Raw genomic sequence first — 12,494 nt, 5'->3', positions numbered from 1 at the left:
GCGTTCAGTCCAGGGTGAAGTAGTCGGGGCCGGCGTAGACACCGGTCGTCAGCTTGGTGCGCTGCATGAGCAGGTCGTTGAGCAGGCTCGACGCGCCGAACCGGAACCAGTCCGGGCTCAGCCAGTCGGCGCCGACGGTCTCGTTGACCATGACCAGGTACTTGATCGCGTCCTTGGTGGTCTTGATGCCACCGGCCGGCTTGACGCCGACCTGACGCCCGGTGGCGGCGCGGAAGTCGCGGACCGCCTCCAGCATCACCAGCGTCACCGGCAGGGTCGCCGCGACCGGGACCTTGCCGGTGGAGGTCTTGATGAAGTCGCCGCCCGCGAGCATGGCGAGCCATGACGCCCGGCGCACGTTGTCGTACGTGGCCAGCTCACCGGTCTCCAGGATGACCTTGAGGTGGGCGTCCCCGCAGGCGTCCTTGGTGGCCACGATCTCGTCGTAGACCTCCTGGTAGCGCCCGGCCAGGAACGCGCCCCGGTTGATCACCATGTCGATCTCGTCCGCGCCCGCCTCGACCGCCGCCCGCACGTCGGCGAGCTTGATCTCCAGCGGGGCCTGACCGGACGGGAACGCTGTGGCCACGCTGGCCAGGTGCACGCCGCTGCCGCGCAGCACCTCGGCCACGTACGGAACCATCGACGGGTAGACGCAGACGGCGCCGACGTGCGGGCAGCTCGGGTCGGCCGGGTCGGGACGCAGCGCCTTGGCGGCCAGCGCCCGCACCTTGCCCGGGGTGTCCGCCCCTTCGAGGGTGGTCAGGTCGACCATCCGGATCGCCAGGTCGATCGCCTCGGCCTTCGCGGTGGTCTTGATGGAGCGGGTGCCGAGTTGTGCCGCCCGCTGCTCCGCGCCGACCTGGTCCACGCCGGGCAGGCCGTGCAGGAAGGTCCGCAGAGCGGTCTCGGATCGTCCCAGCTCGGTGAGGTCCGACCGGGCCGACGTCGTTGTCGCCGTCATGCCCCGAATAGTACGCACCCGCGAGTCGAGTGATCTTGCTCACGAACGAGCGGTCGTGAGCGTCATACGTGAGCGGTGTCGCTGGTCGTACCGCACCCGCCCTGTGCCGGGCCGGCAAACGGTAGGTTGAGCGATCGTGGACGTAACAGTCATTGACCATCCGCTCGCCCAGACGCGGCTGACCGCCATGCGGGACGCCCGGACCGACTCCTCGTCGTTCCGGGCGGCGCTGCGCGAACTCACCACCATGCTGGTGTACGAGGCCGCGCGCTCCTTCCCGGTCGAGAAGTACTCGATCCAGACCCCGGTCACCGCCACCGAAGGCAGCCGGCTGGCGAACCCGCCGCTGCTGGTGCCGGTGCTGCGGGCCGGTCTCGGCATGGCCGACGCCGCGCTCGGCCTGCTGCCCGAGTCGTCGATGGGCTTCGTCGGCCTGGCCCGCGACGAGGAGACGTACGAGCCCCGCGCGTACATGGAGTCGCTGCCGCGCGACCTCGCCGGCCTGCCGGTGCTGGTGCTCGACCCGATGCTCGCCACCGGCGGCTCGCTGGAGCACTGCTGCCGGCTGCTCGCCGACCGCGGCTGCACCGACATCACTGTGCTCTGCGTGCTGGCCGCGCCGGTCGGCATCGAGCGGCTGGAGCGCTCCGGCCTGCCGCTGCGCCTGGTCACCGCCTCGATCGACGAGGGACTGAACGACTCGAAGTTCATCGTGCCCGGCCTGGGTGACGCCGGTGACCGCCAGTTCGGCGGCATGCCCCGCTTCTGAGACCGGTCCGGTGCGGAGGGCCGCCCTCCGCACCGTGAACCGGACCCACCCGGCGAGTCGATGCGCGGGGGTGCGGGGAGGCGCTAGCGTTCCGGGCCATGACTGGTGTTGCGCTCGCCGAGGAGTTGCTGCTCCTCGCGTATGACGACGAAACCGGCAAGGCCACCATGCCGCGGATCAGCCTCGACCTGGGCATGGCCGCCGCGGTGCTGGTCGAGCTGGCCCTGGCCGGACGGATCGCGTACGCGGACGGGAACCTGGCGGTGGTCGACCCGGCCCCGACCGGCGAGCCGATCGCGGACGCCGTACTCGCCAAGATCGCCGCAGAGACACCGCACACGCCGTCGTCGTGGGTGCAGCGGCTGCGGCACGGGCTGCGCGACCGGATCCTCACCGACCTCTGCGGCCGGGGCGTGGTCCGGGACGTGGAGGAGACCGAGCTGGGCTTCATCCACGTGCACCGCTACCCCATGGCGGACCCGACTGTCGAGGCGGACATCCGGCAGCGGCTGGCCGAGGCGCTGACCAGCGGGCAGCTCCCGGACGAGCGGACCGCCGCGCTCGCCACGCTCGTCGCGGTGCTGCGGATGGAACCGGCGCTCGGGCTGACCGGCCCGGCTGCCGAGGACGCCGGCCGGCGCCTGGAGGAGATCGCGGCGGGCGCCGGGTTCTCCGGCACGGTGAGCCTGGACGACAGCGTGGTGCGCCCGTCGATCAGCCTGGTCATCGCCGCGCTGGGCCAGGCCGTCGACGCCGCCCTGGGCAAGCGGTAAGGAAGGGCCCCCTTTTAGCGCCTCCGGTAGAGGAAGGGCCCCTTGTTAACGCCAGGCGTTAACAAGGGGCCCTTCCTTAGATCCGGGGTCAGAGGCCGAGGGCGGCGGCGATCTCGTTGCGCAGCTCCGTCACCGCGGCCCGCGCGCGCTGCCGGGCCGCCGGCACGTCGCCGCCGGCCACCGGCTCCACCACCTCCAGGTACGCCTTGAGCTTCGGCTCGGTGCCGGACGGCCGGATCACCACCCGGGCGGCGTCGGTACGCAGGATCACCACGTCCGCGTCGGGGAGCAGGTCGGACGCCTCGGTCACCGGCTGTCCGAGCAGCGTGGTCGGGGTGGCCGCCCGGATCCGGGCCATCGAGTCCGCGATCACCCGCAGGTCCTCGACCCGGACCGAGAGCTGCTCGGTGTGGTGCACGCCGAACTCGGCGGCGAGTTCGTCCAGCCGGTCGAGGAGGGTACGGCCCTCGGCCTTGAGACCGGCGGCCAGCTCGGCGACCGTCAGCGCGGCGGTGATGCCGTCCTTGTCGCGTACGTGACCCGGCGCGACGCAGTAGCCGAGCGCCTCCTCGTAGCCGTACACGAGCGGCTCCCGGCCGCCGCCGGCCCGGACGATCCACTTGAACCCGGTGAGCGTCTCGTCGTAGGGCAGACCCCGGGCCGCCGCCATGGCCCGCAGCAGCGCCGACGACACGATCGTGGTGGCGTACAGGCCGGTCACACCGCGCCGCATCAGGTGGTCCGCGAGCAGGGCGCCCACCTCGTCGCCACGCAGCATCCGCCAGGACCCGGCGTCGCGGACGGCCACCGCGCAGCGGTCCGCATCCGGGTCGTTGGCGATGGCGAGGTCCGCTGCGGTGCGGTCGGCGAGCGCGACGAGCAGGTCCACCGCGCCCGGCTCCTCCGGGTTGGGGAAGCTGACGGTCGGGAACGCCGGGTCCGGTTCGGCCTGCTCGGGCACCACGCCGGGCACGCCGAATCCGGCGCGCGCGAACGCGGCGGTCAGCACGGCGGCGCCCACCCCGTGCAGCGGCGTGTACGCCACCTTCAGGTCGCGGGGTCCGGCCGGGTCCACCACGGCGGCGGCCCGCTCGACGTACGCGGCCACCAGGTCGTCGCCGAGCACCTGCCCGGCCGGGCCGAGCGGGACCGCCGCGAGCGGGCCGACCGCCCGGATGGCCGCCTCGATACCGGCGTCGGCGGGCGGCACGATCTGCGCTCCGGCGCCCAGGTCACCGCCGAGTTGCGCGCCCAGGTAGACCTTGTAGCCGTTGTCCTGCGGCGGGTTGTGGCTGGCGGTGACCATCACTCCGGCGACCGCGCCGAGCTGCCGGACCGCGAACGCCAGCACGGGCGTGGGCAGCGGCCGGGGCAGCAGCAGCGCCGGCCGGCCCGCACCGGTGGCCACCTGTGCGGTGCGCTCGGCGAAGGCCAGCGAGCCGTGCCGGGCGTCGTACCCGATCACCAGGGGGCCCTCGCCGCCCTGGGCGGCGAGCCAGCCGACGAGCCCGGCGGCGGCCTGGGTGACCACGGCGAGGTTCATGCCGTTGGGCCCGGCGCGCAGCGGGCCGCGCAGCCCGGCGGTGCCGAAGGTCAGCGGACCGGCGAACCGGTCGGCCAGGTCGGCCGCCGTGCCGGGCAGCCCGTCGAGGACGGCGCGCAGCTCGGCGCGGCCGGCCGGGTCGGGGTCGTCGGCGAGCCAGCGCTCGGCTCGTACGCGAAGGTCGTCAAGGTCAGTGGTTTCCGCCGCCATTGCCTCATGAAAGCACGGCGGCGGATCACCACCGACCGTCGGCCTCGACTCAGTTGGCCGCCGTGAGCTGGAACGAGTCGACCATCGCGTCGAAGATCGGCTTGCTCTCGGCGAATCGCGCGTCGGTCGTGGAGAGGTAGAACGAGTAGACCTTGCCGTCCTTGACCAGGCCCCGCCAGATGCCGTGCCGCATGGTCTCGCCCTCGCCGCAGGTGTATTCGAGCTGGCCCGCGGTCTGGCCGGCGAGTGGCTGCTCGGAGACGGACAACTCGGTGTAGGGGGCCGGGCAGGTCTTGCTGTTCGCGGTCTTGCTCTTCAGGTTCCGCGAGGCGAACTCGGCCCAGCTGATCGAGGTGCCGCCCCACTTCTCGGCGATGACCCGCACCTTGCGGCCCTCGTCCTCCGGGTCGACGTAGTCGACGTAGAGGCCGCCGGTCTGCTGCTGCCAGCCCTTCGGGACCTGGATGGTGACGCCCTTGACGGTCCGCTCCTGCATCTCCGGCGCGGCCGCCGCCGAGGTGGTGGGCAGCGTGCCCACGATCGGCGGCGGCGCGTCGTCGCCGCCGCTGGTCAGCGCGATCACGCTCACCAGCAGCACCACGGCGAGGCCACCGGCGGCGGCGAGCTGGACCTTGCGCGGCCACGCCTTCACCCGGCCGAGCAGGCCCTTGGCGGTGCCGAGCGTGCCGGCACCACCGGCGGCCGGCGCGGTCGCCGGGGTGGTCCACGCCTGGCCGGTGCCGGGCACCGACCACTGGTTGCCGCCGCCGTACACCGGCTGGGTGGCGTCGACGGTGCGGCCGTAGGTGGCGGGTACCGCCTGGGTCGCGTCCGCACCGGCGCCCGCCCCGAGCCGGACCGTGGCGTCCGGCGAGATGCGCTGGGTGGCCTCCGGCGTGCCCGGCCCGGACATCGCGCCGGTCGGGGTGTGCAGCGGGCCGGCCAGCGCGTCGGCGCTGGTCTCGTCGAGCGCGGCGGCACCCGCCGCGGCCTTCTCGGCCTGGGGCCGCTCGCCGCGGCGCAGGGCCGCGAGGCGGTCGGTGAGCGACTCGTCCGGGCCGATCATCGCCCGGCCGCCGATCTGCCCGCTCGGCTTCGGCTCCGCGGCGATCGCCGGCGGCGTGGTCGGGCGCGGCACCGGCACCACCGCGTACGGGTCGGTGACCGAGTTGACGGCGGTGGCGGTGCTGGTCAGCGGCCCGGCGAGCAGCTCACGCAGGTTGGCCCGGGCACGGTGCACGTCCATCCGGCGGGCCGGGTCCTTCTCCAGCAGCCCCATCAGCACGCCGGTGAGCGGGCCGCTGCGCTGCGGCGTGGCGGGCGGGTCCTCGACCACTGCGTGCATGGTCTCGATCGGGTCGCCCTTGTCGAACGGGGGCCGGCCCTCGACCGCCGTGTAGAGCGTCACGCCGAGCGAGAACAGGTCGCTCGGCGGCCCGAACTCCTGGCCCATGGCCCGCTCGGGGGAGATGAAGTGCGGCGAGCCGAGCACCATCCCGGGCGTGGTGAGCTGCACGTCGGTGGGCATCCGGGCCACGCCGAAGTCGGTGAGCACGCAGCGGCCGTCGGTGCAGATCAGCACGTTCGCCGGCTTGACGTCGCGGTGCAGCACGCCGATCGCGTGCGCCACCTCCAGCGCGCCGAGCAGCGCGATGCCGATCTTGGCGACGGCGCGCGGCGCGACCGGCCCGTCCTCGATCACCATGTCGGCCAGGCTGCGGGCGTCCAGCAGCTCCATCACGATCCACGGACGGCCACCCTCGGTGACCACGTCGTAGACCTGCACCACTGCCGGGTGCTGGATCGCGGCGGCGGCGCGGGCCTCCCGCAGCGTCCGTTCGTAGAGCGCGTCGCGGTCGCTCGGGGCGAGCCCCGGCGGGAGGACGACCTCCTTGACCGCCACATCACGGCGCAGCAACGTGTCTGTGGCCCGCCAGACCGTGCCCATGCCTCCGTTGCCCACCGGGGAGCGCAGCGAGTAGCGACCACCGATGGTGGTGCCGGGCGCCGCGCGTCCAGTGGGGGGACTGGCCGGTCCGCCGCTCCACGTCGGAATCTGAGTCACAGAAAAGCCACCGGGGGATATCGAGGGGGCTGGGACACAACCCCTCTATCTTGCTGGTTCCGACGCCCGATGCGAAACCCGACGCGGCGGGCGTTTACCTACTCGACGGTATGTGGTCGGTTGTTCACCTCCGGTGCGCCGCCACCGGGAGGTGTGCGGTATCCCTCACCCACCAGGCGGTCTGCGCGTCCTACCATCCGGTAATGAGCGATGCGCGGTCAAGCGAGTCGGGTTTCCCGATCCAGGGCGTCTACACGGCGGCAGACCTTCCGGCGGACCTGGACGCCCGGCTGGGTGAGCCGGGCGAGTTCCCGTACACCCGCGGGGTGTACCCGACGATGTACACGTCCCGGCCCTGGACCATGCGACAGTACGCCGGGTTCGGCACCGCGACCGAGAGCAACGCGCGCTACCACCAGCTGCTGCGCGCCGGCACCATGGGCCTGTCGGTCGCCTTCGACCTGCCCACCCAGATGGGGTACGACTCGGACGACCCGATCGCGCACGGCGAGGTGGGCAAGGTCGGCGTGGCCATCGACTCCATCGAGGACATGCGCACGCTGTTCGGCGGCATCCCGCTGGACAAGGTCTCCACGTCGATGACCATCAACGCGCCCGGCTCGGTGCTGTTGCTGCTCTACCAGCTCGTGGCCGAGGAGAACGGCGTGCCGGGGGCGGCGCTCAACGGCACGATCCAGAACGACATCCTCAAGGAGTACATCGCCCGGGGGACGTACATCTTCCCGCCGAAGCCCTCGCTGCGGCTGGTCGCCGACACCTTCGCCTACTGCCGGGCCGAGGTGCCGAAGTGGAACACCATCTCCATCTCCGGCTACCACATGGCCGAGGCCGGCGCGTCGCCCGCGCAGGAGGTCGCGTTCACCCTCGCCAACGGCGTGGAGTACGTCCGCGCGGCGCTCGCCGCCGGGCTGGCCGTCGACGACTTCGCGCCCCGCCTGTCGTTCTTCTTCGTGGCCCGCACCACGCTGCTCGAGGAGGTCGCGAAGTTCCGCGCGGCCCGGCGCATCTGGGCCCGGCTGATGCGCGACGAGTTCGGCGCGAAGAACCCGAAGTCGATGATGCTGCGGTTCCACACCCAGACCGCCGGCGTGCAGCTCACCGCGCAGCAGCCGGAGGTGAACCTGGTCCGGGTGGCGGTGCAGGGCCTCGGCGCCGTGCTCGGCGGCACCCAGTCGCTGCACACGAACAGCTTCGACGAGGCCATCGCGCTGCCCACCGAGAAGGCGGCCCGGCTGGCGCTGCGCACCCAGCAGGTGCTGGCGTACGAGACGGACCTGACCGCCACCGTCGACCCGTTCGCCGGGTCGTACGTGGTGGAGGCGATGACCGCCGAGGTGGAGGCGGCGGCCACCGAGCTGATGGACCGGGTCTTCGACCACGGCTCGGCGGTGGACGCGATCGAGGCCGGTTTCCAGAAGCGGGAGATCGAGCAGTCCGCGTACCGGATCGCTCAGGAGATCGACTCGGGCGAGCGGGTGGTGGTCGGGCTCAACCGGTTCCGGATCGACGAGGAGGAGCCGTACGAGCCGCTGCGGGTCGACCCGGCGATCGAGGCGGCGCAGGGGGAGCGGCTGGCCCGGCTGCGCGCCGAGCGGGACTCGGGCGCGGTCGAGCGGGCCCTGGCCGAGCTGCGTGCCGCCGCCGAGGGGGACGCCAACGTGCTCTACCCGATGAAGGAGGCGCTGCGCGCCCGCGCCACCGTCGGCGAGGTCTGCGGGACGCTGCGCGAGGTGTGGGGGATCTACCGGCCCAGCGACCGGTTCTGAGTCGTCCGGAGGCGGCCCCGCCGCGCACCCTGAGTGCGCGGCGCGGGCCGCTTTCGCGTGTGCGATTCGCCGTTCCGGGTAACCGGATCGGGTGAACGGGACGGACAGCCTGTGCGGTCGGCGGTCGGACGCTCGTGTCACCGTCGGGAGTCTTCCGGCAGCCGACAGTTGTCGTGCAATTGTCGGAGCGGCAGTTAATTGCCGCGACTAATGCGACAATTCGGAACGACGGGTCGTTATTTGTGACCGATGAAACGGTTACGCGTTGTAGGAGGTGGGAGGCGGATGACGGCGTTCGACCGCGATCTACCTGCTGTCCCGCAGATATTCGAGCCCTCCCACCAGGGCATTCGTGACGCTGCGCGGTCCGACCGCTACGCGAAAGATGTTGCGCAGCGTCACCGCCGGAGGTCTAGGCTGTCTGCTGTCCGACCCGAAGATCCATCCACTTCTAGTGATCGAGAATTCGACGTGACGAGTGCGTTGACGCTGCCTTCCGGCGGCCTGCTGGCGTCGTCCCGGTCCGAGACGCCGACCGATTACCAGCCCCTGCCCTTCGAGCTCGACCATCTGCTCGCGCTGCGCGTACCCGGCCTCATCGAAACGCGCCGTCACATCCACTCCCACCCGGAGTTGTCCGGCGAGGAGTTCGAGACGGCCGCCCTGGTGCACCGCGAGCTGTCCCTGGCCGGGCTGAAGCCGCGTCTGCTGCCGAAGGGCAACGGCGTCATCTGCGACATCAACGGGCGCCCGGACGGGCCGGTGATCGCGCTCCGCGCCGACATCGACGCGCTGCCGCTGAGCGACCCGAAGGACGTGTCGTACCGCTCGACAGTCGAGGGCGTCTGCCACGCCTGCGGCCACGACGTGCACACGTCGGTGATGCTCGGCGTCGGCATGCTGCTGGCCCAGCTCGCCGACACCGGCCGGCTCGACGGCCGGGTCCGGCTGATCTTCCAGCCGGCCGAGGAGATCCTGCCCTGCGGCTCGCTCGAGGTCATCGAGGCCGGCGGCCTGGAGGACGTGGTGCAGATCTTCGCGCTGCACTGCGACCCGAACCTGCCGGTGGGCAAGGTCGGCCTGCGGGTCGGCCCGATCACCGCCGCCGCCGACAACGTCACGGTCCGGCTCACCGGGCCGGGCGGGCACACCGCCCGCCCCCACCTGACCGTCGACCTGGTGGACGCGCTCGGCCGGCTGGTGACCGAGGTGCCCACGCTGATCAGCCGCCGGGTGCCGGCCAACAGCGGGCTGCTGCTGGTGTTCGGCCACGCCTCGGCCGGCACCCGTTACAACGTCATCCCGTCCGAGGCGTGCGCGGCCGGCACGCTGCGGGTGATGGACCGCGACACCTGGGACCAGGCCCCCGAGATCGTGGCTCAGGTGGTGCGGGACGTGCTCGCCCCCACCGGCGCCACAGTCGACCTGGAATACCTGCGCGGCCGGCCCCCGGTGACGAACGACGCCGGCGCGATCGGCGTGCTCACCGCGGCCACCGCCGCGGCGCTCGGCCCCGACGGCATCGCCGAGACGCCGCAGAGCATGGGCGGCGAGGACTTCTCCTGGTACCTGGAGCACGTGCCGGGCGCGCTCGCCCGTCTCGGCGTCGGCCGCAGCGGGCCCAACGTGGACCTGCACCGGGCGTCGTTCGACGTGGACGAGCGCGCCATCGAGGTCGGCGTACGCCTCATGGTCCAGACCGCGCTGCGGGCACTGGCGGCGGCGCGCTGACCGGACCGTCGGCGGGCCCGGCCGGGCCCGGCGGCATCGCGCCCGGGCCGGGCGGCGGCGTCCGCCGGGCCCGCACCCGGCGCCGCCACAGGAGCAGCAACCACAGCGGTACGCCGATCACGACCGCGAAGGGCAGCACCGCGCCGAGCACGGTGAGCAGGACCCGGGCCGAGGCCAGGAATGCCGTCCAGCCGCCGCCCAGCCCGGCCAGGAAGCCGAGGTCGGCCTCCTCCTCGGCGGTGCTGGCGTCCTGACCGAGGAACGTCACGGTGATGGTGGAGAGCGCGGTCAGGTCCGCGAGCCGGCGCTTGCGGGCCTCCAGCGCGGCCAGGTCGGCCTGGCGGGTGCCCACCTCGTTCTCCAGCCGCACCAGCTCGTCCACCGACGTGGCCCGGGCGAGCAGCTTGCGGGAACTCTCCACCCGCGCCCGCTGGGTGGCGATCCGGGCGTCCAGGTCGACCACCTGCTCGGTGACGTCCTCGGTGCGGATCTCCCGGCGCTCCTGCCGGCCGAGACCGGCGAGCCGGTCGATCACCGCGGAGAACCGGTCCGCCGGCACGCGCAGCGTCAGCGCCGCCCGCGCCTCGGCGGCCCGGCTCGACCGCCGGTCGGCGCCGACGAATCCGCCGGCCGCCGTCACCGCGGTGATCGCCTCCCGCGCGGCGGCCTCCACATCGTCCACCCGGACCTGCATGGTGCCGGTGTAGATGATGGACCGCTGGTCGACCCGCAGGTCCGCGCCGCCGGTGCCGCCCGGGGCCGCCTGATCGCTGTCCGCGCCGCCCTCGGCGGCCTGCTCGCGCCCCGCGCCTCCGTCGGCGGCCGGCGCGGCCGAGTCGCTGCCACTGTCACCGCCCGCGCTGCACGCGCCCACACCCAGCGCAACTATCAGACCCACAGCCACCAGGGCCACGCCCCGGAGTCGTCGTCCACCCATGCCCCGTACTCCGATCGTCGGCGGCCCCGCCAGCCGGGACCGATACCTCGGACGTGACGCGTGGTCGCGCCGGTTCCGGCAGACTGCGCTCAGGACATCACGATTCGGTATTCGAGGAGTCACGATGCAGGTGACCAAGTACACGCACTCCTGCCTCCGGCTGGAGCACGACGGTGCGGTGCTCGTCGTCGACCCCGGTGTCTTCAGCGATCCGGCGGCGCTGGACGGGGCGGACGCGGTGCTGATCACCCACGAACATCCGGACCATGTGGACGTCGCCACGCTGACCCGGGCGCTGGAACGGCGGCCGGTGCCCGTGCACGGCCCCGCCTCGCTGGCCGGCGTGCTCGGCGACGCCGCCGAGGCGCTGGTGACGGTCGAGCCCGGACAGTCGTTCACCGTCGCCGGGGTGCCGGTGCGGGCGTACGGCGGGCAGCACGCGGTCATCCACCCGGACATCCCGGTGATCCAGAACATCGGCTACCTGTTCGCCGACGTGGTCTACCACCCGGGCGACGCGTTGCTCGTGCCCGACGACGTGCAGGTGGACACGCTGTTCGCCCCGATTCACGCGCCCTGGTCGAAGTTCTCCGAGGTGCTCGACTTCATCCGGGCGGTCGCGCCGCGCCGGGCGTACGCGCTGCACGACGGGCTGCTCAACGACAACGGCTTCGGCGTGCTGGACCGGCAGTACACGGCGATGTCCAACACCGACTACCGCCGTCTGGAGCCGGGCACCCGGATCGACGCCTGAGCATGGCCGAGGTGCCCGCGGAGGTGATCCGGCAGCTCTACGCCACGCCGCCGGACCGGTTCGTCGCGGCCCGGGACGCCGCCGTCGCGCAGGCGCGGCAGTCCGGCGACCCGCGTACCGCCCGGGAGATCGGCAGGCTGCGCCGGCCCACGGTGGCGGCCTGGCTGGTCAACCTGCTGGCGATCCGCCGGCCCGAGCTGGTCGCCGACCTCACTCAGCTCGCCGAGTCGCTGCGTGCCGCGCAACGCGACCTGCGCGGCGGCACGCTGCGGGAACTCTCCGCGCAGCGGCGCGCCGTCGTGGGCGCGCTGGTGGCTGAGGTACGTCGGCTCGCCGCCGCCGAACCCGCCGCGCCCCCGGCCGGGAAGCTGCCGCTGGGCGAGGTGGAGGCGACACTCAACGCCGCACTGTCGGACACCGAGGTGGCCGAACAGGTGCGCGCCGGACGCCTGCTGCGGGCCAGTCACTACGCCGGGTTCGGCGAGGTGCCCCGCCCCCAGCTGCGGCTCGTGACAGGGGGCGAGGAGCCGCCCGTCGTACCGGATCGGGCGGCCGAGCGGGCCGACGCGCGCCGGGCCCGCGACGAGCGGGCGGCGCGGGCCGAACGGGCCGGGCGGCGGCGGACCGCGACCCGGGAGCTGACCCGGGCCCGCGCGGACCTGGACCGGGCGGAGAAGGAGCTGGCGACGGCCGACGCGGCCGAGCGGGACGGCGCCGCGACGCTGGACCGGATCGAGACCGAACTGGCCGAGTTGGAGCGCCGCCGGGCCGTGGCGGAGCAGGAACTGAGCCGGGCCCGGCTGGCCCGCCGAGGCGCGGAACGGGCGGTCACCGCCGCCCGGCGCCGGGCCGGTGAGGTCGAGGCCGTGTTGGAGGCGCTCGACGCCGAAGAGGGGGATGCCGACACCGGTGACCACCCGGCAGACTGAGCGTGATGAATGGCTACGGTGGAGTCACGGCG

10 protein-coding genes are annotated in these 12,494 nt (G+C 73.2%); 6 read left to right on the top strand and 4 right to left on the bottom strand.

Annotation, left to right across the window (positions count from 1 at the left end; all coding sequences use genetic code 11):
- Positions 1 to 4: 4 nt before the first annotated feature.
- Positions 5 to 964 carry a deoxyribose-phosphate aldolase gene (gene deoC, locus O7607_RS08605; protein ID WP_269702263.1) on the bottom strand — a complete coding sequence of 320 codons (960 nt, stop codon included), beginning with the start codon at positions 962 to 964 and terminating at the stop codon, positions 5 to 7.
- A gap of 136 nt (positions 965 to 1,100) precedes the next feature.
- On the opposite strand from deoC, the gene upp reads away from it, so the two are divergent.
- Together upp and O7607_RS08595 are read left to right on the top strand one after the other, a co-directional pair.
- Positions 1,101 to 1,733, top strand: coding sequence for a uracil phosphoribosyltransferase (gene upp / locus O7607_RS08600; RefSeq protein WP_120571672.1), 633 nt, complete (start codon positions 1,101 to 1,103; stop codon positions 1,731 to 1,733).
- A gap of 98 nt (positions 1,734 to 1,831) precedes the next feature.
- Positions 1,832 to 2,506 (top strand): GOLPH3/VPS74 family protein, encoded by a 675-nt coding sequence (locus O7607_RS08595; RefSeq protein WP_269702262.1) that lies wholly within the window; start codon positions 1,832 to 1,834, stop codon positions 2,504 to 2,506.
- An 88-nt stretch (positions 2,507 to 2,594) separates the two neighbouring features.
- Here the strand turns inward: O7607_RS08595 and O7607_RS08590 are convergent, their stop codons facing one another.
- Positions 2,595 to 4,259 carry a phospho-sugar mutase gene (locus tag O7607_RS08590; RefSeq protein WP_269702261.1) on the bottom strand — a complete coding sequence of 555 codons (1,665 nt, stop codon included), beginning with the start codon at positions 4,257 to 4,259 and terminating at the stop codon, positions 2,595 to 2,597.
- 49 nt (positions 4,260 to 4,308) lie between these two features.
- The gene (locus O7607_RS08585) at positions 4,309 to 6,324 is read right to left on the bottom strand and encodes a serine/threonine-protein kinase (protein WP_269702260.1); all 2,016 of its coding nucleotides are present in this window, start codon (positions 6,322 to 6,324) and stop codon (positions 4,309 to 4,311) included.
- Positions 6,325 to 6,527: 203 nt separating this feature from the next.
- Between O7607_RS08585 and O7607_RS08580 the strand changes: the two genes are divergently transcribed.
- Positions 6,528 to 8,111 (top strand): acyl-CoA mutase large subunit family protein, encoded by a 1,584-nt coding sequence (locus O7607_RS08580; protein WP_269702259.1) that lies wholly within the window; start codon positions 6,528 to 6,530, stop codon positions 8,109 to 8,111.
- Between the two features lie 471 nt (positions 8,112 to 8,582).
- Positions 8,583 to 9,842 (top strand): amidohydrolase, encoded by a 1,260-nt coding sequence (locus O7607_RS08575; RefSeq protein WP_269702258.1) that lies wholly within the window; start codon positions 8,583 to 8,585, stop codon positions 9,840 to 9,842.
- Here the strand turns inward: O7607_RS08575 and O7607_RS08570 are convergent.
- Positions 9,799 to 10,779, bottom strand: a complete 981-nt coding sequence (locus O7607_RS08570; protein WP_269702257.1) for a DUF4349 domain-containing protein — start codon at positions 10,777 to 10,779, stop codon at positions 9,799 to 9,801. The genes O7607_RS08575 and O7607_RS08570 overlap by 44 nt on opposite strands.
- A 124-nt stretch (positions 10,780 to 10,903) precedes the next feature.
- On the opposite strand from O7607_RS08570, the gene O7607_RS08565 reads away from it, so the two are divergent.
- Positions 10,904 to 11,533, top strand: coding sequence for an MBL fold metallo-hydrolase (locus tag O7607_RS08565; RefSeq protein ID WP_269702256.1), 630 nt, complete (start codon positions 10,904 to 10,906; stop codon positions 11,531 to 11,533).
- 2 nt (positions 11,534 to 11,535) lie between these two features.
- Positions 11,536 to 12,462 (top strand): hypothetical protein, encoded by a 927-nt coding sequence (locus O7607_RS08560; protein ID WP_269702254.1) that lies wholly within the window; start codon positions 11,536 to 11,538, stop codon positions 12,460 to 12,462.
- Positions 12,463 to 12,494 lie beyond the last annotated feature (32 nt).

Origin of the sequence: Micromonospora sp. WMMA1949, assembly GCF_027460145.1 — a bacterium.
Classification (GTDB): Bacteria; Actinomycetota; Actinomycetes; order Mycobacteriales; family Micromonosporaceae; genus Micromonospora.
The sequence above is the reverse complement of the archived record's forward strand: the minus strand, read 5'-3'. Positions and strand labels throughout refer to the sequence as shown.

Coding starts and splice junctions, on each gene's coding strand:
- deoC (WP_269702263.1), bottom strand. CDS start 964: ATGACGGCGACAACGACGTCGGCCCGGTCGGACCTCACCGAGCTGGGA.
- O7607_RS08595 (WP_269702262.1), top strand. CDS start 1,832: ATGACTGGTGTTGCGCTCGCCGAGGAGTTGCTGCTCCTCGCGTATGAC.
- O7607_RS08590 (WP_269702261.1), bottom strand. CDS start 4,259: ATGGCGGCGGAAACCACTGACCTTGACGACCTTCGCGTACGAGCCGAG.
- O7607_RS08580 (WP_269702259.1), top strand. CDS start 6,528: ATGAGCGATGCGCGGTCAAGCGAGTCGGGTTTCCCGATCCAGGGCGTC.
- O7607_RS08570 (WP_269702257.1), bottom strand. CDS start 10,779: ATGGGTGGACGACGACTCCGGGGCGTGGCCCTGGTGGCTGTGGGTCTG.
- O7607_RS08565 (WP_269702256.1), top strand. CDS start 10,904: ATGCAGGTGACCAAGTACACGCACTCCTGCCTCCGGCTGGAGCACGAC.
- O7607_RS08560 (WP_269702254.1), top strand. CDS start 11,536: ATGGCCGAGGTGCCCGCGGAGGTGATCCGGCAGCTCTACGCCACGCCG.